Annotated in this window: 40 protein-coding genes; 13 read left to right on the top strand and 27 right to left on the bottom strand. The window is 27.8% G+C overall.

From position 1 onward, the window contains the following. The first annotated feature begins 5 nt into the window (after positions 1 to 5). Both JJ844_01970 and JJ844_01965 read left to right on the top strand, forming a co-directional pair. Complete coding sequence (locus JJ844_01970; protein ID MBO6974443.1) at positions 6 to 821, top strand: metallophosphoesterase family protein; 816 nt, start codon at positions 6 to 8, stop codon at positions 819 to 821. Continuing rightward, complete coding sequence (locus tag JJ844_01965; protein MBO6974442.1) at positions 818 to 1,537, top strand: phosphoesterase; 720 nt, start codon at positions 818 to 820, stop codon at positions 1,535 to 1,537. The genes JJ844_01970 and JJ844_01965 overlap by 4 nt, the downstream gene beginning before the upstream one ends. A gap of 217 nt (positions 1,538 to 1,754) precedes the next feature. Here the strand turns inward: JJ844_01965 and JJ844_01960 are convergent, their stop codons facing one another. The 3 genes from JJ844_01960 to JJ844_01950 form a co-directional block, all read right to left on the bottom strand. Then, a complete protein-coding gene (locus JJ844_01960) occupies positions 1,755 to 1,904 on the bottom strand; it encodes a hypothetical protein (GenBank protein ID MBO6974441.1) in 150 nt (49 codons plus the stop codon). Continuing rightward, the gene (locus tag JJ844_01955) at positions 1,905 to 2,090 is read right to left on the bottom strand and encodes a hypothetical protein (GenBank protein MBO6974440.1); all 186 of its coding nucleotides are present in this window, start codon (positions 2,088 to 2,090) and stop codon (positions 1,905 to 1,907) included. Positions 2,091 to 2,172: 82 nt separating this feature from the next. Beyond that, entirely contained in the window at positions 2,173 to 2,328 is a 156-nt protein-coding gene (locus tag JJ844_01950; GenBank protein MBO6974439.1) for a hypothetical protein, read from the bottom strand. 201 nt (positions 2,329 to 2,529) lie between these two features. Between JJ844_01950 and JJ844_01945 the strand changes: the two genes are divergently transcribed. Continuing rightward, positions 2,530 to 2,724, top strand: coding sequence for a hypothetical protein (locus JJ844_01945; protein MBO6974438.1), 195 nt, complete (start codon positions 2,530 to 2,532; stop codon positions 2,722 to 2,724). Between the two features lie 227 nt (positions 2,725 to 2,951). On the opposite strand, the gene JJ844_01940 is transcribed toward JJ844_01945, so the two are convergent. Together JJ844_01940 and JJ844_01935 are read right to left on the bottom strand one after the other, a co-directional pair. Beyond that, positions 2,952 to 3,095 (bottom strand): hypothetical protein, encoded by a 144-nt coding sequence (locus tag JJ844_01940; protein MBO6974437.1) that lies wholly within the window; start codon positions 3,093 to 3,095, stop codon positions 2,952 to 2,954. A gap of 135 nt (positions 3,096 to 3,230) precedes the next feature. Then, positions 3,231 to 3,368, bottom strand: a complete 138-nt coding sequence (locus JJ844_01935; protein ID MBO6974436.1) for a hypothetical protein — start codon at positions 3,366 to 3,368, stop codon at positions 3,231 to 3,233. Positions 3,369 to 3,595: 227 nt separating this feature from the next. Between JJ844_01935 and JJ844_01930 the strand changes: the two genes are divergently transcribed. Beyond that, positions 3,596 to 3,778 carry a hypothetical protein gene (locus JJ844_01930; protein MBO6974435.1) on the top strand — a complete coding sequence of 61 codons (183 nt, stop codon included), beginning with the start codon at positions 3,596 to 3,598 and terminating at the stop codon, positions 3,776 to 3,778. A 602-nt stretch (positions 3,779 to 4,380) separates the two neighbouring features. Here JJ844_01930 and JJ844_01925 read toward each other — a convergent pair. From JJ844_01925 to JJ844_01915, 3 genes are all read right to left on the bottom strand, one after another. Continuing rightward, positions 4,381 to 4,737 (bottom strand): hypothetical protein, encoded by a 357-nt coding sequence (locus JJ844_01925; GenBank protein MBO6974434.1) that lies wholly within the window; start codon positions 4,735 to 4,737, stop codon positions 4,381 to 4,383. Between the two features lie 14 nt (positions 4,738 to 4,751). Continuing rightward, a complete protein-coding gene (locus JJ844_01920; protein MBO6974433.1) occupies positions 4,752 to 4,925 on the bottom strand; it encodes a hypothetical protein in 174 nt (57 codons plus the stop codon). Positions 4,926 to 5,375: 450 nt separating this feature from the next. Continuing rightward, positions 5,376 to 5,756 (bottom strand): DUF3804 family protein, encoded by a 381-nt coding sequence (locus JJ844_01915; GenBank protein MBO6974432.1) that lies wholly within the window; start codon positions 5,754 to 5,756, stop codon positions 5,376 to 5,378. Between the two features lie 130 nt (positions 5,757 to 5,886). Here JJ844_01915 and JJ844_01910 point away from each other — a divergent pair, with 130 nt between their 5' ends. Next, entirely contained in the window at positions 5,887 to 6,105 is a 219-nt protein-coding gene (locus tag JJ844_01910) for a hypothetical protein (protein ID MBO6974431.1), read from the top strand. A 259-nt stretch (positions 6,106 to 6,364) separates the two neighbouring features. Here JJ844_01910 and JJ844_01905 read toward each other — a convergent pair whose 3' ends face one another. The 8 genes from JJ844_01905 to JJ844_01870 all read right to left on the bottom strand — a co-directional run bounded on the left by JJ844_01905 (position 6,365) and on the right by JJ844_01870 (position 12,596). Continuing rightward, positions 6,365 to 6,661: a heat-labile enterotoxin alpha chain gene (locus tag JJ844_01905; protein ID MBO6974430.1), complete on the bottom strand. Its 297-nt coding sequence runs from the start codon at positions 6,659 to 6,661 to the stop codon at positions 6,365 to 6,367. 15 nt (positions 6,662 to 6,676) lie between these two features. Next, positions 6,677 to 6,967: an inward rectifier potassium channel gene (locus tag JJ844_01900; GenBank protein MBO6974429.1), complete on the bottom strand. Its 291-nt coding sequence runs from the start codon at positions 6,965 to 6,967 to the stop codon at positions 6,677 to 6,679. Between the two features lie 149 nt (positions 6,968 to 7,116). Next, positions 7,117 to 7,272 (bottom strand): hypothetical protein, encoded by a 156-nt coding sequence (locus JJ844_01895; GenBank protein MBO6974428.1) that lies wholly within the window; start codon positions 7,270 to 7,272, stop codon positions 7,117 to 7,119. Positions 7,273 to 7,348: 76 nt separating this feature from the next. Next, complete coding sequence (locus JJ844_01890; GenBank protein ID MBO6974427.1) at positions 7,349 to 7,552, bottom strand: hypothetical protein; 204 nt, start codon at positions 7,550 to 7,552, stop codon at positions 7,349 to 7,351. Positions 7,553 to 7,785: 233 nt separating this feature from the next. Next, positions 7,786 to 8,658, bottom strand: coding sequence for an LOG family protein (locus tag JJ844_01885; protein MBO6974426.1), 873 nt, complete (start codon positions 8,656 to 8,658; stop codon positions 7,786 to 7,788). 1 nt (position 8,659) lies between these two features. Continuing rightward, a complete protein-coding gene (locus JJ844_01880) occupies positions 8,660 to 9,178 on the bottom strand; it encodes a hemagglutinin (GenBank protein MBO6974425.1) in 519 nt (172 codons plus the stop codon). A gap of 423 nt (positions 9,179 to 9,601) precedes the next feature. Continuing rightward, positions 9,602 to 9,766 carry a hypothetical protein gene (locus JJ844_01875; protein MBO6974424.1) on the bottom strand — a complete coding sequence of 55 codons (165 nt, stop codon included), beginning with the start codon at positions 9,764 to 9,766 and terminating at the stop codon, positions 9,602 to 9,604. 2,443 nt (positions 9,767 to 12,209) lie between these two features. Further along, positions 12,210 to 12,596, bottom strand: a complete 387-nt coding sequence (locus JJ844_01870) for a DUF3804 family protein (protein MBO6974423.1) — start codon at positions 12,594 to 12,596, stop codon at positions 12,210 to 12,212. Positions 12,597 to 12,887: 291 nt separating this feature from the next. On the opposite strand from JJ844_01870, the gene JJ844_01865 reads away from it, so the two are divergent. Beyond that, the gene (locus JJ844_01865) at positions 12,888 to 13,082 is read left to right on the top strand and encodes a hypothetical protein (protein MBO6974422.1); all 195 of its coding nucleotides are present in this window, start codon (positions 12,888 to 12,890) and stop codon (positions 13,080 to 13,082) included. Between the two features lie 28 nt (positions 13,083 to 13,110). On the opposite strand, the gene JJ844_01860 is transcribed toward JJ844_01865, so the two are convergent. Beyond that, positions 13,111 to 13,491, bottom strand: coding sequence for a DoxX family protein (locus JJ844_01860; protein MBO6974421.1), 381 nt, complete (start codon positions 13,489 to 13,491; stop codon positions 13,111 to 13,113). Between the two features lie 190 nt (positions 13,492 to 13,681). Here JJ844_01860 and JJ844_01855 point away from each other — a divergent pair, with 190 nt between their 5' ends. Next, positions 13,682 to 14,158, top strand: a complete 477-nt coding sequence (locus JJ844_01855; protein ID MBO6974420.1) for a carbon storage regulator CsrA — start codon at positions 13,682 to 13,684, stop codon at positions 14,156 to 14,158. A gap of 58 nt (positions 14,159 to 14,216) precedes the next feature. On the opposite strand, the gene JJ844_01850 is transcribed toward JJ844_01855, so the two are convergent. Continuing rightward, entirely contained in the window at positions 14,217 to 14,606 is a 390-nt protein-coding gene (locus JJ844_01850) for a hypothetical protein (GenBank protein ID MBO6974419.1), read from the bottom strand. Positions 14,607 to 15,267: 661 nt separating this feature from the next. Here JJ844_01850 and JJ844_01845 point away from each other — a divergent pair. Together JJ844_01845 and JJ844_01840 are read left to right on the top strand one after the other, a co-directional pair. Further along, positions 15,268 to 15,411: a hypothetical protein gene (locus JJ844_01845; GenBank protein MBO6974418.1), complete on the top strand. Its 144-nt coding sequence runs from the start codon at positions 15,268 to 15,270 to the stop codon at positions 15,409 to 15,411. A 98-nt stretch (positions 15,412 to 15,509) separates the two neighbouring features. Continuing rightward, positions 15,510 to 16,094 carry a DUF1543 domain-containing protein gene (locus JJ844_01840; GenBank protein ID MBO6974417.1) on the top strand — a complete coding sequence of 195 codons (585 nt, stop codon included), beginning with the start codon at positions 15,510 to 15,512 and terminating at the stop codon, positions 16,092 to 16,094. Positions 16,095 to 16,177: 83 nt separating this feature from the next. On the opposite strand, the gene JJ844_01835 is transcribed toward JJ844_01840, so the two are convergent. Beyond that, positions 16,178 to 17,383, bottom strand: coding sequence for an LptF/LptG family permease (locus tag JJ844_01835; protein ID MBO6974416.1), 1,206 nt, complete (start codon positions 17,381 to 17,383; stop codon positions 16,178 to 16,180). Between the two features lie 876 nt (positions 17,384 to 18,259). On the opposite strand from JJ844_01835, the gene JJ844_01830 reads away from it, so the two are divergent. Then, positions 18,260 to 18,466: a high light inducible protein gene (locus JJ844_01830; GenBank protein MBO6974415.1), complete on the top strand. Its 207-nt coding sequence runs from the start codon at positions 18,260 to 18,262 to the stop codon at positions 18,464 to 18,466. A gap of 712 nt (positions 18,467 to 19,178) precedes the next feature. Here JJ844_01830 and JJ844_01825 read toward each other — a convergent pair. Both JJ844_01825 and JJ844_01820 read right to left on the bottom strand, forming a co-directional pair. Then, on the bottom strand, positions 19,179 to 19,319 hold the full coding sequence (locus tag JJ844_01825) for a high light inducible protein (protein MBO6974414.1): 141 nt from the start codon (positions 19,317 to 19,319) through the stop codon (positions 19,179 to 19,181). Then, positions 19,319 to 19,426, bottom strand: coding sequence for a high light inducible protein (locus tag JJ844_01820; GenBank protein ID MBO6974413.1), 108 nt, complete (start codon positions 19,424 to 19,426; stop codon positions 19,319 to 19,321). The genes JJ844_01825 and JJ844_01820 overlap by 1 nt, the downstream gene beginning before the upstream one ends. 583 nt (positions 19,427 to 20,009) lie before the next feature. Here JJ844_01820 and JJ844_01815 point away from each other — a divergent pair. Further along, positions 20,010 to 20,627, top strand: a complete 618-nt coding sequence (locus JJ844_01815; GenBank protein MBO6974412.1) for a DUF938 domain-containing protein — start codon at positions 20,010 to 20,012, stop codon at positions 20,625 to 20,627. A 51-nt stretch (positions 20,628 to 20,678) separates the two neighbouring features. On the opposite strand, the gene JJ844_01810 is transcribed toward JJ844_01815, so the two are convergent. Both JJ844_01810 and JJ844_01805 read right to left on the bottom strand, forming a co-directional pair. Further along, positions 20,679 to 20,840, bottom strand: coding sequence for a hypothetical protein (locus tag JJ844_01810; GenBank protein ID MBO6974411.1), 162 nt, complete (start codon positions 20,838 to 20,840; stop codon positions 20,679 to 20,681). Between the two features lie 116 nt (positions 20,841 to 20,956). Next, positions 20,957 to 22,123, bottom strand: a complete 1,167-nt coding sequence (locus tag JJ844_01805) for a fatty acid desaturase (GenBank protein MBO6974410.1) — start codon at positions 22,121 to 22,123, stop codon at positions 20,957 to 20,959. Between the two features lie 569 nt (positions 22,124 to 22,692). Here JJ844_01805 and JJ844_01800 point away from each other — a divergent pair. Beyond that, complete coding sequence (locus JJ844_01800; GenBank protein ID MBO6974409.1) at positions 22,693 to 22,833, top strand: hypothetical protein; 141 nt, start codon at positions 22,693 to 22,695, stop codon at positions 22,831 to 22,833. A 257-nt stretch (positions 22,834 to 23,090) separates the two neighbouring features. On the opposite strand, the gene JJ844_01795 is transcribed toward JJ844_01800, so the two are convergent. After that, entirely contained in the window at positions 23,091 to 23,243 is a 153-nt protein-coding gene (locus JJ844_01795; protein MBO6974408.1) for a hypothetical protein, read from the bottom strand. After that, entirely contained in the window at positions 23,236 to 23,394 is a 159-nt protein-coding gene (locus JJ844_01790) for a hypothetical protein (protein ID MBO6974407.1), read from the bottom strand. The genes JJ844_01795 and JJ844_01790 overlap by 8 nt, the downstream gene beginning before the upstream one ends. A gap of 289 nt (positions 23,395 to 23,683) precedes the next feature. Here JJ844_01790 and JJ844_01785 point away from each other — a divergent pair, with 289 nt between their 5' ends. After that, on the top strand, positions 23,684 to 23,836 hold the full coding sequence (locus JJ844_01785) for a hypothetical protein (protein ID MBO6974406.1): 153 nt from the start codon (positions 23,684 to 23,686) through the stop codon (positions 23,834 to 23,836). 3 nt (positions 23,837 to 23,839) lie between these two features. Here the strand turns inward: JJ844_01785 and JJ844_01780 are convergent, their stop codons facing one another. After that, positions 23,840 to 24,946 carry a fatty acid desaturase gene (locus JJ844_01780; protein MBO6974405.1) on the bottom strand — a complete coding sequence of 369 codons (1,107 nt, stop codon included), beginning with the start codon at positions 24,944 to 24,946 and terminating at the stop codon, positions 23,840 to 23,842. Positions 24,947 to 25,027: 81 nt separating this feature from the next. Then, on the bottom strand, positions 25,028 to 25,183 hold the full coding sequence (locus JJ844_01775) for a hypothetical protein (GenBank protein ID MBO6974404.1): 156 nt from the start codon (positions 25,181 to 25,183) through the stop codon (positions 25,028 to 25,030). Positions 25,184 to 25,203: the final 20 nt, after the last annotated feature.

The following is a 25,203-nucleotide window of genomic DNA, read 5'->3' as shown; positions in this document are numbered from 1 at the left end:
TAAAAATGAATCAAGCTGTCATCTCATGTTTACATGCAAATCTACCTGCAGTAGAGGCTGTCTTAAAAGATATTGAACTCCAAGGAATTACAAATATTACCTGTCTTGGAGATCTAGTGGGTTATGGTCCTCAACCTAATGAGGTTATTGAATTAATAAGAGATAAAAAAATTCCTACTTGTCAGGGATGTTGGGACGAAGACGTTGTTGATGGATTAGATGCTTGCGATTGTAGTTATCCTTCTCAGCTTGCTGAAAAGAGAGGTCATTTTGCTCACCAATGGACTACGGATAAATTAACTAAAGAAAATAAGGATTATCTAGCTAATCTTCCCTACTCAATACGTAAAGATAAATGTCTTTTTGTTCATGGTAGTCCCAATAGTCAACATGAATATCTTCTACCCGATATGGATGCATTTGCAGCTCTTGAGAGAGTTGAAAATGCCAGAGCAGAGATTCTATTTTGTGGTCACACTCACCAACCTTATATTCGAGAATTAGCAGATGGTTCAATTGCTGTAAAGATCAAAAACGCTGCTCCCAAAGATATTCAAGAAAAAGAAATTCAATTGCCGATGCGAAGAATAGTAAATGCTGGTTCAGTAGGAGAGCCAAGGCATGGAGGAACGAAAGCTACTTATGTTGTTCATAACGAAGTCACCAATGAAGTTAAAATTAGAGAAGTGGAATATGATATTGAACTTACGTGTAAAGCAATAATAGATGCTGGTCTTCCTCCGATTTTTGCATGGCGTTTAAAAAATGGATTCGAATTTGCAGAACAAGCTGAAGATGCATCTCATGTTTGTGAAAGATGATAGAACGCTGGGCACTCGTAAGTGGTCTTAAAGGGGATCTAGATACTTATGAACTTATTCAAAAAGACTTAAAAAAAACTCCAGGTAATATAACTCTTTTTGTTCTGGGGGATATGATAGGTCCTGAAAAAAACTGTAATAGGCTTCTCCATAGGTTAATTAATCCAAAAAGTAATGATTTACAACCATGGTGCATATATGGTTGGTGGGAAGAACAAATCCTCTTGGAAAGTGGCTACCGTGGTGATCAAAGAGCTGAAGCTTTGAGAATAAATAAGGGTGAAGAAGTAGTTAAGTCTCTTACGAATGCTGTAGACAAATCATTCCTTGATTGGATAGCAGCACTTCAATTTGGATTTGTTGAACTTGATTGTGGTTTAATTCACGGCAGCTCAAAAGATGTGGGCGAGAATTTAACATTAGAAACGCCGCCACTTACACTCCTTGATAGACTTACACGTCTTCAGGTAAACAGATTATTTACTGCAAGAAGCAAACAACAGTTTCATTTGGAATTGACAGAGGGAATTGTTAATTCTGAAGTAGAAGATTTAAATGGAAATCGTAAGAAAGAGCAGAAAGTTCCGCAAAAAGCTGTTATTGGTATTGGGGCAGGAAAAAATTATACTCTTTATGATATAGGGACTGATAATACTCAATTCGTACAAGCAGGATATAAATCAGAAAAAAGAATTAAGGGATTTGGAAGGCTTTAGTTTTTAGCATCAAGTACCCACTTCATTAGCCAAAAATTTTCTTCAGTCATATCAAGGGAATTGAAGGAATTTATCTGCTAGAATTTTGCTAGAATCAGATTTTTTTTATATGTTTATTATCCATCAAAGTCACAATTTAGGAAAGTAATGGGTGGCATGGGGGTGCATAGGACCGAGCTGCATCGTATATATGATGTGATACAGTTCTGTTAAAAGTTTACGGGTACAACCTTTCAATAGCTTCTTTCTGTTCTTGCTTTTTTATGTCTTCAGCATCTAAAACAGGGCACGAGTTTTGATTTAGTGATAAGAGGAAAGTGCTTTTTTTGAATAGTTTGAAAAGTGGTGTAAGTAATAAGTTTTTCATTTATTCCCAAGTTTTCATATCAGAGAAGTCGCTTGCTATTGCATGAAGCATCCCTCCTACAAATGATCTAGGGCAACCAAGTTTGTTAACTAAAACTTCTGATTGTTTTTTGATATCTTCCCATGTAGGTCTGATATCCTCATTTATTTGTTTAAGGCTAGGTTTAAATTCTTCCGAATCATTCATATTAATTAAAAGGTATTAACTTATTAAAATTCAAATGATAGTAAAGAAAATCTCATTTATTTAAATAAATATTCAATAAAAATTACAAAATAAATTCTTTAGAAATTATTCTAAGCTGATTTAAATTCAGATTATTTAAATAATTATTTGCAATCAATTTTTCTTCATTAATTTCGAGATCTTTAATCTCAGAAATAATGCTATTAGATATTAAATCAATTAAATGTTCTTTATCCATGACATATATATAAACCCAAAACAAACATTAATTATTTAAAGTCTTCAACTCAACATATAAGTAAAAATACTCAGATAAATATAAAACTCATAGGTTTGCTAAATCACTTTAGATGATTGGTATAGGGTGTACGCGAATTATCAGCTACTCACACTTGAGCTTTTTATGTAACATAATAAGTTTACATAAAGTAACAATTAAATGAAAAGACTTTTTCCTTATATAGCTTTTGCATGTTTAACTGGTTTTACGGCTACGACCGGTTTACCAGTTATAGCAGGCGGTTGTAGCAGCCACATGAACAAAAAAGCTGAAATCAAATGTGCTGAAGATGATACTGAGTGTCAAATTGAAAAAGCTGAAAAGTTTGATTTAAAAGATTCTCTCAAATCATAAAATCATGACTCAAATCGGTTTATTTATGAACTCTGCCCCAAGAGATTTGATTGAGTTCACATTCTTTTCGGCTGTTGGTTTTACTGCAGGATTATTTGGTCTAATTTAGTTATAGAAAATTGACCCATTCTTTTTTTCTCTTTACCTTTTCAAGTCTTTCTTTCTTTTATGTGATGGCTTGCTTATGGAGAGATTTAATTAATCAAAAGTAAAAAATATTTTTTAAATTACCTTTTATAGATAAATCTTTGTATGTCTTCGAATAGATTAGATTTTGATTTAAAAAATCCATTACTTTTTAAATAAGATTTTCCTTTTTCTATATTTTCAATTCTTTTTTCATAAGAATTTTCATCTAACTTTTTTTGCATAAAAAAATAGTCGGACTCCTATTCTGAATAATACTCACAAAAAAGCGGTTACCTTAAATACAAAATTTAAATTCTTTTTTGAATTTCTTTTCATTCAAACTAAAGATCAAATAAAAAAGTTTCTTTCTTAAATTTCTAAGAATCTTTTGATATCTTCTTCTTCATGTCCTCAATATTATTAATTAATTTGTCTAACCATTTTGTATTATCTTCTGGTTTTAAATATTTAATTTTTGGTTGATTAATTTCAAGAGTCTCAAAATCTCCACTCATAAATTCTCCTTTGTATATTCGTTTAACTACCTCTTTGTTCTAATTGATTTGACTAAAACACTGCGTATCTAATGTGTGCGGTTTGAGGAACATTTAGGTACGGAAAGAGGTATGTTTTTTTAGCCATTTAAATCTATGGCTGACCTAAATTAGAAATATGGTTGTCATGAATCGGGTGCGTTGCTGCAACTGAAATCAACCATGAACTTTAAATTGCATTTAATAAAATGACTTACTACAGTTGCTTTGATCAAAAAGGAAACATAATTGCTCGCTGTCAGACTAAAGAAGATATAGATGTTCTTAAGAAAATGGGCAGACCAATAATGGAAATAAAAGAAATGAAAAAAGAGGAATCAGTTGTTTGTTCTTTAACTGGTAGTCCATCCGATTACAATGAAGATTATTAAAAGTATGACTCAAAGATCACTTCAATTAAATCAACATGGAAGATCAGTAGTTCTTTTGTTGGTTGCATTGAACAGCATTTGTACTTTCTTTTTTACTTTTGAAAAAGCATTAACTGATCGCGAAAGAGCGAGATAAAAATATTTAATTATTTGTGGATTAACAGTATATAAATAAAATTTAAGACATAAAAAAAGACCCTTTTACAGGTCTTTTTTAAATGGTGACGACAGAAAGGAGATCTATTTAATAATCAGATTAAGAATTTTCTTAGAAATTAGTTTTGAATGTAAAAGTGATAACTCACTTCTTCATGCTTTACAAACGACTTAATTTTTAAGATAGTTCAGAATTAATCCCGAAAGATTAATTTCTGATCACTTAACTTTCTTGCCGTAAAGGTTAGATAAGTTAATTTACCTTGGTGTTGCAGACCATGGATTAGTGAAGATCTAGTTAGTCAACCTTGGTCGAGTCGATCACCAGAACTGTCGTAAATATAAATTAATCGGTCATAAATATTTTGCATGAATCCTTAAGAATGATTTAATCATGATTAATTAAATCTTTAATCCGCGGACCACATCATCTCTCAGTAAGCATTTTATTTGTTTGTTTTACAAAGAATATAAAGCCAACCAAAGAAAGTAGCAAAAGCAATTATTAAAGCAATATTGTTATTCAATGGACTTAAATATCTTTCTATTGAAAGTGGCACATGGAGAATAACAAAATACCAATATAGAGCAGATAGTAATCCAAACAATAAAGCTAGAAGAATATAAAAAGGCAGGATATAAAATCTTCTTTTTTTTATTCTTTCCTCTGTAATATTTTCGGCTAAACCAATTCTTGACCAATAACCACCATTTAATTGAAGAAAAAACTTTAAAAATATTCCGTAAATATTTATAAAAAACCTAGATAAAGCAAATAACGGTGAAATTATAAATCTTTGCATTACTGCTTTAAAAATTAAATTTGTTCAGTTATGGAAATCTGGCTTATATTATTAACTTTTTTTTCTCTATATTTCGTTAGGAAAAATACCATTGAGCTAAAAACAACTAAAAATCCTATTAATGATATTCGATAGAAAAGGTCATCAGACATATCAAAAAAAGCTGATCTTTTAAATTTGTTTCTCATCAAAAAAAAGAGTGTTTTATCCCTCTAAGTTTAGATCGAATGTCAATCACAAATTATCCTAAATCTTTACCTCAATGGATGCTTTATATTTATTAGTTTTGCTAGAATAAAACTTTATAAATTTCAAAAAACCTAGTTATATCAAGCTGGTACATGGTTCATTAACCAGTAGCTAGGTTCCTGTTGTACCATAGGATCTCGGCGAATATATAGGGTTTGAGTAAAGTTTGGGTAAAAAATTATGATTCTTTGAGATCGCAGTGATAGCTAGCCGCGCTCACTTTTCATTAGCTAAAACTTTTCTTTAGTCATATCAGGGGATCTCGGCGATTTTTTTAGCTTGGAGGACGTGTTATCCAAACTTTTTTGTGTATAAATTTATTATCCATCAAAGTTCCTATTTAGGAAAGCAATAGCAGCTAGTAGCGGGAGTAATAAGCGTTTCATTTATTACCATGTATTCATATCAGTAGTGCCTTGAGATCTTTGCATCCAAGAATACTTCCAAGTACCATTTACATTTTTAAAAATGCAAGTATAAGTTGAAAGATCTTTATTTTGATTTCCTTTATATCTGAAGATTTCATTTAAAGTAAAAACTGCGTAAGCTATCTCACCGTAAATTTCAATTTTGTGGGTTTTGATTAGTTCTGATGATTCTGCAACTAAGTCTTTACTATCAAACATTCCCACTAATCCCTTAGCAGATATTGGATTCCCACTTGGTCTTACAGCTAAAAAATCCTCAGTTACGTTTGGTATTAGAAAAGAAGAATCTTCACTGGTTGCATAACCATTAATTAAATCTTCTATGGCTTTAGTATTTGACATTAAAAAAAGGAGCTAATGCCCCTTATTCTAGATCGACTGTCAATTAATTATTTCTCCTAATATCAACTTAATATAAGTAATTATCAAATTAAATTTATGCTTAAATGTTTCAGTTCTCATTAACTTACAAATGTATTATTCAGAAACTAAAGTGATAATGGGTGGTCTAGCTCATGTTCCAATATTAATCTTCATAGTAAATTTTGTTAAAGGTAAGTTTGAATCTATAGCAGCAAAATTAGTTGAAGTCAAAGCGGAAGAGCCAAAGGTAAAAGTAGTTGAATTTGAAAAAGAGGAACTAAAAGCGGAAGAGTTAAACGACAGTGAAGTTAAAGAAGAAGCAGAATAACGGTAAGAAAAAGTTAAAAAAAGAGATTTTTATTTCTCTAGTTTAGATAGACTGTTAATCGAAAAAGTTTGGGTAAAAATTTATGGGTACAACCTTTCAATAGTATCTTTTTGTTCTTGCTTTTTTATTTCCTCAGCATCTAAAACAGTGCAAGAGTTTTGATTTAGTGATTAGAGGAAAGTGCTTTTGTTGAAGAGTTTAAAAAGACCAGGTCCTTGTATTTCTAAATGTTGCAAAACGAATAGTCGTTTTATTCCCTTCATTCACTTTCCATTATTTCAACAGAATCAGAACAGATATTAACGCTAAACCACTCCATTGAGGACCAATTACTTTCTTGGTATGTACCTGCAGCAACACTTACAAAACAATCATTCTCATACCAACTTCGATAATTGGGATTTAATTCAGTTCCTTTTAATCTATTTTCTAAGCCTTTTCCATATTTTTTAATAACAAGATTTATAGCTTCGTACTCAATTTGTCTGTGCCTTTCATCAGCAAAAGCTCCTAAAGGTATAAAAAAAAGGATTGATGCAATAAGTAAATGTTTCATCGATTTTTCTGTTTTTTATACGAAGTTAATTTCATATTGATTAATTAATTTTTTAAAATCATGAACTCTTTTTTGTCCGTTCTTTAAAGGTCTTGAGGAGTCAAGTACAGCTGCACAACATAATAGCCAACAAGATTTTTCATCTAGATCTAATTTCTCACATATTTTTTTTGGGGCTTTAAAAACTGTATTTATTTCAGCAATATGTTGAGTAGTTTCCCATAACTCTCCTTCAAGAAAATCAAGTTCAATACTTGATAATAATTCTGTCGCTACGTAATCTTTGATTAGCTCAGTTAATTCCACACTATTTTATTAAAGCAGGTAAATTTAGATTATCTCTTAGTATTTGTATAGCAAAATAAAAAAAAAGGAGCTAATTGCCCCTTACTTTAGATCGACTGTCAATCAGTAGTATTCTAAATACTAAGCATCTCTTGTAAACAAGTGGTTTTTTAGCCAGAACAAGATAAAGCACCTGCAAGAATATTTTTAAAAATTGATGCTTGACCTAATGCGTATAAGAAGAAAGTTGATGATGCAAGAGTAATGGCTATTTTAGAAACCCTATTAACTTTCAAATTTGAGACTTTTGTAAATGCATAATTCATTTATTCATTTATGTACTCAAATTATATTAGCTGCACAAATAAAATATTCAGCATCAAAATTTACCAAAGATTAATTTTATTGTTGCTGTTGCTGCTCTTGCATTTTTATATGTTCGAATTCTTTTTTAGAAACTATTCTCATTTTGAACTCTGGATATCTTGTCTTCCACCATTTATTAATTGAAATAGTTATACCTGTTAAATCTTGATTACAAATATGTACCCATAAAATCTTAGTTTGTTCTTCTTTGTAGAATTTCCAACTCGAAGGTGAAGCCATTAAATCGTGAACATATCGTGAACATTTTTTTATAGGTTTTTAAAAACCTTTCTATGAATACTGGTGCATGGTTCATTAGCCAGTAGGTAGATTTTTTTTGTACCAGAGGATCCCGGCTAAAATATAGATTTGAATAAAGTTTGGATAAATTTCGTATAAACTGATTATCTAACAAATTTTTATTTTTAGAAAAGTTTGTTGTGAGATTGGGAAATTGATTATTTTTTGGATTTCTATCCTAATTCTGAGATATTTGATGATTTGATAATTTCCCATGCTTCATAAGCTGTGTCTGCATATTCAAAAAGATTTAAGTTATCATCCGAAATCAATCCAAGATCAGCAAGATATTCGAAATTGATCACCCTATCCCAATATTCTCTTCCAAAAAGTATTATTGGGATTTTATTTTTCATACCTGTTTGACGGAGTGTTAGTAATTCAAATAATTCATCCAATGTTCCAAAACCTCCAGGAAAAAATACAGCTCCAATTGATCGCATGACGAAATGGATTTTTCTTAATGCAAAGTAATTAAATTTAAAGCAAAGGCCAGGAGTAATATAAGCATTTGGGATTTGTTCATTGGGGAGACTTATATTTAATCCAATAGATTTACAATTTGCTTCAAATGCACCTCTATTAGCAGCTTCCATAATACCTGGACCACCACCTGTAACAATCACATTAGAATTACAATTTTCATTTTGATTATTAATTGAAGCGAGTTTAGAAAACTCTCTAGCAGACTGATAATAGTGACTCATTAATAGTAAATTTTTAAATCTATTTAATTTTCTTTTAAGAAGATTGGATGCAGGATTTTTTTTTATTAACTTTTTTATGTCATCTATTTTCTTTTTTGTTTTGGATTCTTCTGTAATACTTGCGCCTCCAAAAATTATTATGGTTGAAAGAATATTATTTTCTTCCAGAATTAAATCTGGTTTAGTAATTTCAAGCAACATTCTTACTCCGCGCATTTCATTTCTGCTGAGTAAATTAATATCTTCATAAGCTAATTTATAGTTATCAGAATTAATAATTAAATTCAGATTTTTTGAATTATTGATTTTGGTTGAAATAATTTTTTTTGTTTTGTTCATATCAAGCAATGGAATTAATTTTTCGTTCTAAGGGATTAAAGCTTAATCTCTTAATTTGATTATTTTCGTAAATCCAATAAACAGGAGGACTTTTTCTTGCCTTAATTAAACTAATTTTGTCTAATTTTTGTGGGATAAATTCTTTGGCTGGATCAAAAAATTTATCTCTTTGGGGCTGATTTAAAACAATACTGCCTTCTTTACCTGAGATTGATCTGTGATAAGTTCCGATGGGAATTTGTAATGCCCCCATGAATCTATTTAAATAAATCACATGATAGGGTTCATCCCATGAAGGATTTATTAAAACAAATGTTCTTTCTCCAGTAATAACTAAGTTATGATCGATTTGATGATTATGAACGTAATATTGTTCATCTTTAGCATCATCTGGAGGAGAGATAGCCTCTCCAGAGTGAATTACCACATCACAACCATTAGATTCCTCCAAAACTGCATCAAAGAATTTAACTTTTGGAGTTTCTCTAAAAATTTTTATTGGCATGAATTTTAATTTCATTGTTCAATCTCTCATCAAAAATTTACGAATATTCTTAGAGTTTATAAGCTATGCAAAACCGATTATTGAATAGTTATTTGCAAGAAACTAAACAATCTTCTTTAGTTGCTTAATCTTGATATTTTTTCTTAAAAGTTTTTTCTAAAAATTCTACTTTTTTTTGAAATAATCAAGATCTCGCAGATCTTTTTTCTAGAACTGTGAATTGTGTTTTAAGTTTCATATTCCTCTCCTAATTAATATTGTTTTTTGAATCCATTCCAGGTTTGAGAAAATCTTAATCCTAGATAAGAAACTAAAATTGCCCAAAATAGAATTTCTATAGTTAGATTAGTCATCTGATTGTTTCCCTTACTATCTGATTATGCTTTAGTACGGATGATATATAAAAATCAAGCGTAAGAATACCTAAAAGATCAAATATTAATCGCAATAAATTTTGCAATGATTATTAGTAGGATGCCTCATACATTCTTGATCCCAATATTTTTTTAATTCATTATTGGGTAATTGATAATTGAAATCATGCATTCTCCATATGTCTGAGGTAGCATTTTTTAGTGCAGTGAACGGAGTAGCGAATTTCATAAAACCTCCTTTATCTCTACTCCATAATTATCCTCTTTTTGATTTAAAATTCATAGAGTATTTCTACCCTAATAGAAGTGATTGGTAGATATTGCGACTATCCTTTCTAAGATGATTCGAGTAGAAATAAATCAGGATTCATAAGATCTTTAGCTACTTTGTAGTTAGCGAGATGAATACGACTTGCAGAGGGCAAATAAATGTCATTTATTTATAAAAATATAAGAGGAATATAAATAAACTAAGAAAACTCCAATAGCAATTGAACTTCCATAAATAATAAAGTTCCAAATTTTAAATAATTTAGGTTTTATAATTCTTCTTCATCTTTTTTAGTAATCATTTATTTCCTTTTTCTTTTCTATTACCTTTAGCTCTTAGTACCAAAGTTATTGTAAGGGCAGTACTTAGTATCGCGGCATCAATCAATAAGTGTGGCGATATATTCATTACTTTTATTTTCAATTTATAAAATTTTTACATTATAAGGGGGCAAAGATCGCCCCCTCTTGGTGAAACTCTTCCAAAGAAACACCATATAAATTTTACTATTAATGATGCAAAGTTTTAGAAATTAACAAAATCAATAATAACTTTTGGTTGAATTATATGGAACTTCTCCTTTTAGCAGTGATTTGCCGTAATGTGATTCGGCTGATCTTAATAATAACCAATAAAAAAAGTTAACTAAAGCTTTCTCCACGAGGATTTAGTAACTAAATTAAATAACCCTATATATTTTGTAAAAGCAAGATACAAAATTAATTTATCAAGTAATCAAGATATTCATATGAAAAAAAATAGATTGATATCAAATTAGAAAGTTTTGTAAATTTAGGATTTAGGCAGCGGACTAAATCCTCGTGGAGTAATGGACTTTAGTCCGCTTTATCTTTTTAGCAAACGAAAAATCGCGCTGCAAGGGAGTTGAAATTAAAACTATTTTTATATTCTAAAAAGCTCATATCAGTTAATAATAAAAAGAGTATTTAATCTTGTATGGACATTATTTATTGTATAATTATGTTACAGGAATTCAGTTATATCAAAAGATTCGGTATTTTTGCTTATTGATATATTCGTTCTCGAAATAATAGTATTATCGATGAACTATTAATGTTTAATTTTGAAAAAAATAATAAAATTTTTTAAATTATTTAAGAGAAGGATTGATATTCTCAGTGCAGAGACTCAATTAAAATTTATATTAGAAAACTAATAATGGGATTTCCACATTGCCCAATTTGTGTAGTACTAGCATTTATTTCAATTTTTATAGTAGTTACTCGTAGTTATATGTTATTTTTTATTTATAGGGCATTTATAAGAGAAGAATTCAAGTTTAAATTGAATTTAAGTTTCACTTAAGAGTTGACAGCTAAGTATAAATACTATATAAATAGATTGTAGTAAATGCTACAAAATCGTCCGATCTACCATTTGATAGACCGCAGTACGACTCAAGCCATAGGACGGGGACTTGAGCAAGTTAGGGAGCTGCATTATGGTAAACATGTACTTCAATGGAAAATCATTTGTATATTGTAGAAAACAAGAAGAAAAGTCAATAAAGCTTACTTATAGAGGATCTATTTATTTGAAATAAGATTTTTAATTTTTTAGAAATCTAATAAAAATTCATAATAGGAGTTACTTTGAAATTTATTGATTCTCCTCTGCCATGCTAGGCAAAAGAATGAATACATTAGATTACCAAAAAGCACCCTTTTATATGAGGAATTTTGGAGAAGACCATAACATAATTAACTCATTCTTAAGAAATCAATCTAATCTGTGTTTAAAAATATATGGTCTTGATAAATTTTTATACTAAAATTTTTGAAATTAAGTAGTGTGGGGAGGGATTTCTTTATTCATGCATTTAGACTTCTTTTAATTCATATGTTTGTTCTAGTTATTGATTTAATGATAAAAAGAGAAATTAAATATTAAAAAATAGATAATTTTATTAATTAATAAATTCTTTAAAAAAGTTTAGATATTTAGTGGATTTTTTAACTAAGTATATATTGATACTTTATAAGAAAAACTTATGTCGAAGATATTTTATGCCTATTAAAAAAGTTATTTATTCGTATATTTCGTAACCAGATAATAATTTCAAAATAATTATTTTAATAAATGAAATTACAAAGTTATGCAACCTATTTCTGAAGAACTTTACAAAAAAATAGTTGAGAGTTCTAAAAATGAGTAAGTTACTAATTGCTTTATTAGCTTTAGATATAGGTGTTAGTCTTTCTAAAGTTTATATTTTTACTTGACAATAATAAAATGCAAAAAAAAATATTTATCTTTTGGTATGAAAGAAATAAATATAAGACATTGGTTATGTTTTAATTTTATTTTATAAAGTAGATAATTAAACTAAAAAAAGAGCTACCTACAAGTAATAAGACCATTAACAGGGCTATTAATTTTGCTAATCCCACAAAGATAAATCTGAATTTCCTGTGGATCTTTGCATCCAAGAAATTTTCCAAACATTATCCACTTTTTTAAAAATAGATGTAACTGTTGGCAAGTCATCATTAGGTGTACCTTTATAAGTGAATTTTGAACCTAGTGTAAAAATGCACATTACTGTATTTTCGCTTAGAAATTCGAATCGGTGAATTTTAGTTATTTCTGCCTTTTCTTGAACTACATCACCGGAAATCATTTGTTCAAATCCTTCTGCACTTATAGGATTACCACTTGGTCTGATGAATAAAAAATCATGAGTGGCATTTTTCACAAAAAATGAAGCCATTTTTTTGGGATTTGCAAATTCATTTAATAATGAAATTATTGTTTCTTTATCATTCATAAAAAAAAGTATATTTTTCTTTTTCAAGTTTAGATCCACTAATTAAATTATACAAATCGCTAATGTGATCATTTGAAATAAAATTCGTTATGATAATCTAAATAATTAAAACTGTAATGCAAAAAATAGGGAATTCATTAAATAAATTATCAACCTCTGGTAAAAAGTTAAAAAAATATTTGCCTTTCTTTATTGGATTTAAATTACTTACATTTACTGGCTTTCTTACTTATGTGATGAATCGCTGAAGGATTTTCACCTTGATAATAAAATTTAATTATGTGGAGTTCAGTGAATAAACAAAAACGAATGAAAATATTTAAGTCTATGTCTAGTAGTGAAAGAAAATCATTGATCTTAAAAAAGATGCAAGCAATAGGAATTGATGTAGGGAGCGGAATTCCCAATAAAAAATATGATAGTGAAGAAGTTTATGAATTAATTCATATTGCTAGTTGTTTTCCAGAATTAAGGGAGAAAAAATAAAAAAGATAATTCATTATTAATTATTTTTTTATTTTGGATCCCTTATAGAAGTAATAATTAATCCACCTATCAATCCTAGATTCATTAGCACGGCTTTTTGATTAAAAGGAAACATATGAAAAATTATTGTTGTTGGAATAAGAAAAAGTAATAAAAATGCTGAACCAATTTTTTGATTCTCTCCAAATATAAAGAATCCGGAACCCATGATAAGACATATAATGGCCCCTACTAGAAGAATAGATGCAATTGGATCAGGAAAACCTTTTGATGAAATATATTCAACTGTTATTTTAAAACCATTTATTTTGCTTGGTATGGCTGATATAAATATTGCCGAAATTAATAATCTTGAAAAAAAATCTAAAAAAGATTTGATACTTTTATTTGCAGTAATAGAATTTTTTATGAGTTTATTATACGAAAATTTCTTATCTGTTAGAAAAATACTTATTTATATTTAGTAAGTAAAAATTTTGATTTTTTCAAAAAAGAGGTTATCTTAATCAATAGAGTTCGTTTGAATCTTTTAGAGATAATTAATGAAACGTTTTAAATTTTTTTATTTGACGCAATATTTAATCGGACTAAAATTTTAAATGTTTAATAATTTAATTTTAACTTTTTTTTTATTTTTTAGTTCTTTCATAACTATTTATCCTTCGCGAAAGGAAAATACCAATCTATTTGACTATTGTTATTCTCTTGAAAAGTTAATCACTAGAAATTCATTGGAAAAAACTAAAAATATATCAGATAATTTTAAGACTTTTGCAAAAGAGATTACTTTGTTTGGGAATAATAAAACTAAAGGAGCTTTAGTTAATAAGATAATTAATCAATATAAAACTTCCAAAAAATTATTTGTTTTAACTATTGTGCCTAATCAATTTTATTGTTTTGGAGGATATTGGATTGAGGAGATAAATCCAGGAAAATTCCAATCAACTTTCTTTGAGAAAAGCAAAGAAAAAGTTAATCAAATCAAGGATATTAAAAAAGAAGCAGATGAATTTATTAAAGACATTAATTCAGAATATAAATCTATAAAAAATGAATTTAAAAAACTTTTTTAAAATAAAATTATTTTTAGATATGAGCAAATAGTTATTATTTTCGATTCACTTTTTTTATTTATGACCAAATAAAAAATATGACAAATCCAAAAATTATTAGAAAGCTAGAGATGGTTAAAAAATAAATTATTCGATTTTTGATCTCAAATTTAAGATTAATTTTGGGTATTCTTTTAAATAGAATTAATTCCTTATTAGATACTGAAGTAAAATTGACTGAATTGTTTTGAAGATAATTATTAGCAATTAGTTCTTTTTTATTTACTTTGATTTCTTGAGTCAAATTATTTTCCGAGGCCCCAACTTTGTAATTAGATTGCTCATAAAAAAATTCATGTATATTTGAAATAGATTTTATTTTTTTTTTAAAATCTATTTTTGTTTTTTCTATATCATCATCAAACCATTCATCATAGACTAAATAGTTGGGCTTAGCAAAATAAGACAAATTCTTTTAAGGTGATAGTACATTTAGAGGATAAATTAATAATTTTTTTTTTAAATATTTTTGTTAGTAAATTTTATAAATTATGTCTATAAATCACCATTTATTGTCAATGCCTTATTTATTTAATTTTTAATAAATTACAAGATTAATTATTTATTGGTTTTGCAAGTTAGTTTGCTTGAATATTTATTTTTATGACTTTCTTGTGCCACCATAAGAGTAATTTATTTGCTTTGAAATAATATTCCAGCAATTTTTACAACAAAAAATCCATTCCTTATGAACTTTGGATTTCACCCTGTATTGAACTTTATCTGGCTTAAGACATAAATCACATTTTTTCATTAATAAAAAAATTTGCTGAAGGAAATTTTAATGTAAATTAATTCGATTAAAAATATTTCACGAATAATTTTTTTGATGTCATCATAGTAAAGCACTCTACATCTTCTGAGGCAAAGCAGTGGTTATGTTGAGTGCAAATCTTTCAAGCTATATTTTATTTATCTTTGATTTTTAAATTTGTTATTTCTAGTATTTATATTATGTGTAATCTTTCAATTAAAGATGATGTAAATTATACATGTAAATTGGGACTTTAAAAAGAAACTCACAGATATAATTTAAATCGACTTTAATAAATGGATTGTTGTTGAATTCTATGAACATTTATTTATTTTGGATATTATTTTTAGCTCTTTGGGCAATTGTTCCTTTAATGATTATTAAAGGTAGAACAGACGAATCTCCAAAAATTCAGACTTCACCAGAAGTTAAAAAAAAGAAAAATGGTTGGTTTAGTTAGAGATTTATTAACTATTTTAACGAAATCTTTATTTTAATTTTTTAAAATTTTTTTTTGTTGAATTTAAATTAAAAGTAATAAATTTTTAAATTTTATTAATGAAAAAAATAGAAAAAAAATACCTATTTTTGGTTGTTCTTGGAGGAAAAGCAAAAAAGGCAAATATTGAATTACATGATGTTAGATGGGTTGTAGGCTCAAAAATTGAGGATACATATGAGGTACTAAGAAAAGATTGGTTTGGAACTTACGAGGGATTACATATTGATAGCTATAAAAAAATAAATTATGTAGATGGGTATAAGTTGAATATAAAATATATTCAAAATAATAAATTTGAAAAAAACAAATTTTTAAATGAACAAAAAAGCAAAAAAAATTTATGGTTCGTCAATATGGGAGGTTATGATCCAAGTTCTATGCAAGAAAAACATGAATTTGGTTTAGTTGTGGCTTCAAGCAAATTAGAGGCAAAAAATATAGCAAAATCTAAATGGCTTATGGGCTGTAAAAAAAAGCATAAAGACGATATTGCCTCTTTAAAAACATTATTTGATTGTGATGATTGTAAACTTATAAAAAAGATAGGTAAATGGGAAATAGAATTAACTCAAGAAAATAATTTAATTGAAAACGCTAATAGTCCAGATTGGTATGGTTATAAAAGAATAGATAAAATTTAAAAAAAGTATAAAACTTTGAAGTTCAAAGATAATTCTGCCAATTTTTCCACTAAATAAAAAATGCTAATTATTTAAATAAGAGATTATATATAAGTTGACTTTCTTAAGAAATAAAAACCACTACCAAGAGAAATTATTACTGGAAACCAAGCTGCAATTACTGGAGGAAGTAATCCTTTAACGCCAAAAGAGCTAAATACAAATGACATCACATAATAAAATAATATAAGAATCACACTCAAACCAAAACCCTGACTTTTTGAAGACCTTAAATTAGATTTAGATCCCAAAATACTTCCTATTAATCCAAAAACCAAACAGGCACAAGGTAAAGTAAATTTCTCTTGAATTCTTACTTGAATCTTTCTAATCTCCTTGAGATTTCCTATTTTTTTATATATTTTTTCAGCATTTAAAGCTTCTTTTAAAGACATATCGTTTGCATCTTTTGGGACTTTTGCAAGATCTAATGGGCCTTCAACGAAGGGATATGTATATTGTTTAAATTTAATGTTTGTTGTTTGACCATCAGAGTTAGTGGAAACCAAATTACCATCTGTAAATATCCAAGAAGAATTATCTTTATCAAAGATGGCACTATTTGCAGTAAGAATCTGCTTCATATTTTCTCTAGAAAAGTCTAAAACTGTAACTTCATTCATAACATTATTTTCAAACTTGGAGGCATAGAAAATATGGGTTAGGAAAGTATTTATTTTCGTTGGGTTGTTATTTTGAGAATCTATTCTTGATCCTTTTCTAGTAAAAATGATGTTATTTTTACTTCTACCTTTAGTGAAAGAACTTCCTATTCCAGATCTTAAAGTCGATTCAGCTAACTTATTACTTGTTGGAACTAAATTATCGTTGAAATAAAAAGTTAATCCAGTCATAAATATTGAGATTGCAATAGCTGGAGCTATAATCCTGGTTGTTTGAATTCCTAATGACCTTAAAGCTAATAATTCAGAATTAGCAGATAATTTCCCATAGGATAATAGTGTTGACAATAAAACAGCCATTGGAAATGATAAAACTAGAAAGCTTGGAAGGCTATAAATTAAAACTTGTAAAGCTTGTAATAGAGGTAAGCCATACTCAACTATTTTTCTTATGAGATCAAACATTACCCCTACGGATAATGAGATTACGGTAAAAGCAGAGATAGCAAATATCATAGGTGGTATGATTTGTCCTAACAACCATCTATCCAATAAAGGTATTGAATACCAAGGAAGAATTATCTTTCTAATATTTTTTTTTATTAGTGATTGATTTGAAAATGCCAAAAGGAATTTATTTTATTTATAGCTACTTTTGTTTAATTATAAAATGATTATAAGAACTATAAAAAATTGTTGGTTAATGAAGAATATTTTTGTTATCAAATCTATAAAATAATTCAAGATATAATTAATTCATACTTGCAGTTAACTAAAAAATATGGTTCTTTAAAAAAAAATAGAAATTAATGAAAAATAAATCTCTATTAAAAGAATGTAAATGTATACACTGCCAACAAAAATTAAATCAGATTAACAATTCAAAATTATATTGGGATAAATTAATCCTAACTAAAAACTTTGCATAGTTTCTTTTTCAACAAAAAATTACTTAGCTTTTTTGATTTTTTTTGTAGATAATATTTTCTCGATTTAAAAGAAAAAGGATAATTAAAATACAAGATGGAATGAGAATAAAATCTAAAGACATTCATTTGTTGGGTCTATTTTCTATTTAGCAAATATTTAAATCTTTGACATTAGTTTTTTGTCTTTGAGATTTTATTCGATAGGTATAAAATTATTTAAATGGTTGGTATATTTTATGGCTTTTAAAATTGAAAGAGCCTGCAAGTATCCCACCGGCAAGCTCATGACGACCCAGTTAATTCAGAATTTCTGATTTAACCAGCTAAGCACTTCCTAAATGCTATTAACATACTAATAAGTAAAATTACTTACTGTGAGTATAAATGCTCATTTTTGTTAGTTATCTTAGATTTGAGGGGAAACAAGTCGAATAAAAAGCATTTTATGATTCCAATTCTTAAACAAAAATGTTACATATTGCCCCTTAATTGCTTGGGGGCGCATCGTTTAAAGCTTTTGGTTTACATAAGTTAATAATTGTGTTACTTTAGTTTACAATTATTATTTTTTAAAATGACAAAATCAGGAATTACTACAGAGTCAGGTGGAAGACAAAATATGTTCCCATCAGAAACTAGGCCATATATCGATGAAACTGTATCTTACGATGGCTATCCTCAAAATGCAGAAAAAGTAAATGGTAGATGGGCTATGGTTGGCTTCGTTGCACTACTAGGTGCCTACATAACAACAGGACAGATTATACCGGGAATTTTTTAGTACCTAAGTCTCTGTTTTACAAACCTTTTTTGCTAAAAATATATAGAAGTCTTTCAAATAATTATTGTTTTTATTTAAAAATTAATTAATCTTTCACTTAATGCCAATAATCTGTTTACCTTAAATTTGAAAATAAGAAAAACCAAATAAAAGTTATGATATTCAGGCTAAATATTATTCCTAGAAATATATAAGCAAACTTTTTGCCAATAAATGCTGTATCCGGTTCAAGTTTTACCCTCATTAAATCTACGAATTATTTCGATAAAGATAGCATCAATCAATAAATAGTTTTCTTTTTAAGAAGAAAAAATAATCAATATTAAATTTCTTTCTGCTTTTAGTTATTTCTAAAAATTAGGTTTTATATTGATTTTTTGTTTTCTACCAGGCAAATATATTTTGTAAATATTGTTATTTTTCTTTATAAACATTATCAGCTTGGGTAGTTAGTAGGTTGGCTTGTAAAAGTAAAATTAGCTGAATAACTACTTCAAGTTGAGATTTTGTAGTATTAACCTCAAAGCTAGAAATTTTTTTATAAATTTAACTCTTAGAATTTACAAAGAATTTTTATTTTGAATTAAGGTATGTAGTTCCGTTCGTAATAAGATTAATGAAACCACAATCATTAAAGAACATTTATCAATAAAAAAAATTTTTAAATATCCTAATTTAATTTAATCAGAATATTTAAAAATTTAAATTTATTTTAGATAAAACCAGGAATAATTTGACCTGTAGTTAAATATGCTCCGACTAGAGCTACAAAACCTAGCATTGCAAATCTGCCGTTAAGCTTTTCAGCCACGATTTTTTCTTTTTCTACTATTTTTGGTTCGCTATTTTTCATTAGAACCAACCAGGAATAATTTGACCTGTTGTGACATAGGCACCAACTGCTGCAACGAAACCTAACATTGCTGCCCAGCCATTAAAACGTTCTGCTTCTGGAGTCATTTTTTTAAATAGTAATTATTAACAAATATAACATAATTATTTATTTTTGTAAAGAAATTCAAGGATTATTGCTTATTTAATCAGGAAAACTTTAAAAGTGCTACAAATATGTGTCGAAATATACCTTATTGACGGTTTTGTTTTTGTTCTAATTTTTAGAATTTTAAACAAAAAAAAATTAAAATTAATACCTTTTTCTTTTAAACGTAAATCCTCATTTAGAGGTGATTTAAATTAATATATTAGAAGAGTCAGCTAGTAGGGATACAGGCTGACTCTTTTTTTGAGAATTTTTTTGGTTTTGGACTAAATTTAGTTTTTAATAATCAAATAATTGCTATTAATAAATTAGATATATATCTAAATTTATGTCATTTGCGACTTACTACATGCATTTAATTTTTGGAAGGATTCCTTCTCTAATGAGTTCTGACCTAATACTTTATATCTTGCCTGCTCTTACAATTTCAATACTATTCTTTAGCCTTAAAATAATGTTTTTCAGGACTCCTAAATTGAGAAAAGTTAAATAATCAAGGATTTTAGAAATATTTTTTTACTAAAGTTCCCAATTTTTTTAATTTTGGATAATAGACTTTTTTTTTCGGCGACTCAAAGAAATAGAGACTGCATTGGTGATGTATTATCCAGAATTATAAAAAAAGGTTCAGTATTGGAAATCGGGAGTGGCGGCGGTGAACATGGAGTGGTTTTTCAAAAACGCTTTCCTGAAATAATTTGGCAAACAAGTGATCCAGAGTTGGTGCATAGAAAAAGTATAAGTTCTTGGATTGAGTATGAAGACTTAACTAAGAAAATGCCCCAGCCTCTTGAGATTGATGTAGAAAAAATTCCTTGGAAAATTCCATTGATATTAGCTCATTCTTTGCAAGGAATAGTCTCTATAAATATGATTCATGTAACACAATGGTCTTGTACTGTAGCACTCTTTAGAGAGTCAGGGAAAATACTTAATAAGGGACAATTTTTAATTTTGTATGGGCCATTTAAAATTTGCAATAAGCATACAAGTGAAAGTAATTATTTTTTTGATAATTCATTAAAGATGCAAAATGATCTTTGGGGTATTAAAAATCTTGAGGAAGTTTGTGATGAGAGTAAGAAAAATGGTTTTTCTCAAGAGGATATTATTAGGATGCCTGCAAATAATTTTTCAATAATTTACAGAAAAGTTTCTTGATAAGTTAGATACAACTATAAATAAGTTATTAAATTTAATCATATTAGATGATCAACCTGATAGTTTTTTACTCCATTCTTTGTGCTTTTGATCTAAATCTGAAATTTTTTCGCCCAAACTCAACTGTCTTTCTAATAATTGAACTTTTGTAAGTGTTATTTTTTCCGAATAAAATTTAATAGGCTGATTACCATGCAAATTGTCACCACTCATGAGTTTATTTTGATTTAGATGTTTTCTAAGATGAAAAATTTGTTATTGCTAATTCTTTTATATTCTTTTCAGATTTGCGTAAATTAATGTGATAAAGAATTTATGCTTATTATGTTTTAATCCACCATTTTGTATGAAGATTGCCATATATATCTTCCTTTCTTGATGTCTGACTTAACAGCAACGCAATTGCAAGCAATATTCCATAGAGCTTTGTGTATTGGATCAGGATTAAAAAGATATGCTTTTTTAAAGGCCTTTTTAATTAGGACAGTTGCCTTTTTTGCATGATAATGAGGGATCGTTGGACAGACATGATGAACGACATGGCTAGAACCTATATTATGGTGAAGAAAATTAAGGACTCTACCGTAAGGTCTGTCAATAGATAAAAATGCGCCTCTCATAAAGGAAAATTCCGTATTTGAAAGATGAGGTACATCTGAATCTGTATGATGAAGCCATGTATAAACTACTAGCCAACAATTAACCACTAATAAAGGACCAAAATACATAGCAATTACTTGAAATAATCCATAATTGAAAACGAAATAAAAAATGCCCAATAATGTTAAACCTACTCCAATATCTGATATCCAAACCTTCTTGGTCCATATTGATGGCCATAATGCTTTAGAAAATGGTTTAATGGGCCAAAAATGATTCGAAGTTCCATATTTAACCCCCCCTGTACTCCCCATCAGTAAATAAGCAGGCCAGCCAAATATTAGATGTAAAACAAGTTGAAGAATTCCATAATTTTTCTTACCTAAGGAATTTGAAAAATGTAATTCTTTTTCTCCTCCAACTTTTTCTGTAACTCCATTTCCTTTAATGACTAAAGGGACGTGAGTTTCTCCATTAGTTATGTTATTTGTGAATCGATGATGAACTGCATGAGAACGCTGCCAAGAAAAATAAGGTACTAGAAGTAATGAATGTAGTAAATAACCAGTTATAGATTCCAATTGCTTGTTTTTAGAGAATGCTCCATGCCCACATTCATGGGCAATTACCCAGAATCCCATTGCAGTGGTACCTGAAATTAATGCATAAACAATCCAAATTGGGATCATTTTTGGAGTAAATGGAATAGATAACCCTATCCCAACTACTAATGCTTGAATTAAAGCTGATTGTAAAAGATATCTCAAAGAAGTTTTGGTATTGCTCTTAAAGTAGTGATCTGGAATAACATCCTGGAATTCTTTTATGCTTGGAATATCTTTATCCTCTATTACAAGCGCTTGGCCTTTAAGACCTGAAAATTTTATATTAATCAAATTTTTTGGTTAATAATTTTGTTAAATAAAAGTTAATTTATATATTCTATTATCCATCAGAGGATCACATAATGAAAAGAATTTATAATTTTTTCGATTAAGTTTTTATGATTTTAATTGCATCTTCAAATAAAAATATTTGTGCTAAACATTTTTTATTTTATTTTTTTATCGAAATTTAATAATTATCTCTTTCTTTATTTATTTTTTATTCTGCTTGTCTTTACTCTTGTTTAAAGCTTAATTAATTTAAAGACCCCGTATATATCTCTTAGGTAAACCAGATTGTTTACGCGGCTTTACTAAAATTGGTAAAACAATAACTCCTACCGTAAAAAGACAGATTGGAGCAACTACCATCAATATAGATTCTAGGGACATGAATAATTTTGAATTTATTTATAAATAGCAGGATTTTTTTTTAAAGTCATGCGTATTTATATCTATTTTGTGAGAATAGATTCAAAATTTTTATAAATTATTAAGTAAAAAAAAAAAAAAGATTAAAAAAAATCAATTTTTTCATAATTCATCCTATTTTCTTAATCATTATTTGTGGGAAATTATTTATGGATGAAGAAAAAAAGTGGTTGCTAATGACTTATTATTGTCCAACTCATGGTGATTCAGGTTTAGTAAAACAGATTCAACTATCAAAAAAAGAAATTAATAAAACATTCTTAAAAAAAGGTAGGATTTCTAAAAATTAATTTTTTTTAAAAAACGCAAGGTATTGTGAAAATGTTCTAAATCTTCATTGAAATCGGGTTAATTAAAAATTGATATCTTAAAATCCTTTTAGCTGTTTCGCATCAGCAGCATTGTTAAAAATATTGAAAAGGAAATTTTTAAATCTAGTCTGACTTTAGATTATTAAAAATGCGGCTTAATAGAAATATTTTTTTGATATTAGTATTAGATTTTTTGAGTAATTAATATTTTTTAAAAGATCTAGAAATAATTAATTTTAAAATTGATCAGTATCGCATGTTAAATGACATTGATTAAGATCATTTGATGATAACTTTTCTAAAATTCTTAACATATCAATTTCGGAAAGCTCTCCATTTGAGTTCCATTTTAAAGTTGTTTTCCTTTGAGGTGAATTTTTTTTATTCATTTTGATCACCTCCCTTTAAATGCACTTCTAAACAACGAGTAATACATTCTTGATGACCATCCACAATACTGCATTCAGTAATACACTCGAAATATGAATTAATAGAATCTATTTCTGTATTCTTGTTGGTGGAAGCAAATGAGTCATTCATAATATTGTTAGATTTATTTGGAATAGAGATATAGCATGAATTTATGTTGAATAATTTAATTTATTAAGTGAATTAGAAAAAATAAGTATTATTTACTAAATCGATTTTTAACCTAGTTTGCCTTCTATAAAGGGAATAATATTTTTAATTTAAAAGAGCAAATGAAACATTAATTTTGATTATTTAATATTAAATTTACAAGCCAATCTTCAAAAAAATCAGCATAAAGACTGATTTACTTTTCAGTAATTTAGTTAGATGATTAAAAAGTACACTTTTAGATTTTCAAATGAAATCAGTAATTAATTGGCTTTCTAAAATGTTAGAGAGTATGGCAAATGCATTTATGCATCCTTTAAAGAATGACTTGCCCCCATCTATTGGTACTCATGCATATAGTAGTATTCCTCTAAAAAGAAAATTAAGAAGAAGGTTTAATTAGGTATTAATTTATGGGAATTAATTTTTCATTTTTATTATCCCAAATAATATATTTGAAGCAGTTTGAAAAATCGCTTAATTTTAAGAACTTTGATTGTTGGAGCAAATGAATGTTTGCTTTATGACAAGCTCTTAAGTTGTAATTTGGTATTCTCTCAGAGAGATGATGAATGCTGTGGAAGGATATGTCTACTAAAAACCAATTTAGCCAATTAGGGATATCTAAATTGCTACTACCTAAAATAGCTCCATCAATGAGATCCCAATTTTTTGTATTTTTAGCATATGCATTCTCATAGTTATGTTGTACAAAAAAAACACATATTAAAATTGCTGCTGATAATGTTAATACAATGGAATAAAATGATAAGAAAAAAACTAACCCCAACCATTTACACATAAAAATCCACCCTATTATTACTACTATGTTATTAATTATTAATTCACTAAGTTCACCGAAATTATCTCCATAATCAGAAAAAGGAGGTTTGATTCTTGAATTAATAGCTAGAAGTTGAGAAATTTGTATGTTTTTTATTTTGATAAAAGTCTCTTTCAATATATCTTTAATTAAATTAAAAATAATAATAACAAGTCCTAATCTGGGTTTTAAAACCAAGTAAAAAAAACCGCCAGGGAAAAGCATCATCCAGTTTCGACTTACTTTATAAAATATTTGCTCTCTTTTTGTAAGGGATTCATAATCTTCAAGACTTATAACATCTACCGGACCTTTGTAAATTTCCCAATTTCCATTATTTCTATGATGAAATGCATGATCAATCGACCATGACTTTTGTGGAATACCATTAACCAAGCCAAGTAAAAATCCAAAGAAGCGGTTTAATTTCCGCTCTGTAAAAAGAGAATTATGACCGCAATCATGCATTAATGAGAATGTTCGAGAAGAGAATAGAGTTAGAAGAACTATCAAAGGCATTAATAGAAATCCTTTAATCAATAATGAAAAAGGCTGATTTATTATGTGGTGGATGATTAACCAAATTGAGATTATCGGAAAGATGGTAGAAATAATTTGATAAGAAGCTCTGAAATTATTTCTTTTTAGAAATGGCTTTATTAAAAATTCACCTCTATTAACTCTAGGCATATTTCTCTTTTTTTTTAGATATTAACAATTTTTAAAAAGTATTGATTATTTAATAAACAATAAAAAATTTTAAAAACCATACTAAAGAATAAATTCTTTAGACATAGTTCTCAATTGCTCTAGATTTAATCTCTCTAAGTAATTTTTAAAGTCACTAAGATTCTTATTAGAGTCAGAATTTTTACTCTCGTAAAGAAGACTATTAGAAATTAACTCAATAAGATGATCTTTATCCATAACTCCTTATAGACCAAAAT

It is taken from the genome of Prochlorococcus marinus CUG1435, assembly GCA_017644375.1.
GTDB lineage: Bacteria > Cyanobacteriota > Cyanobacteriia > PCC-6307 > Cyanobiaceae > Prochlorococcus_A > Prochlorococcus_A marinus_AH.
This window is presented reverse-complemented; position numbering and strand designations above follow the sequence as displayed.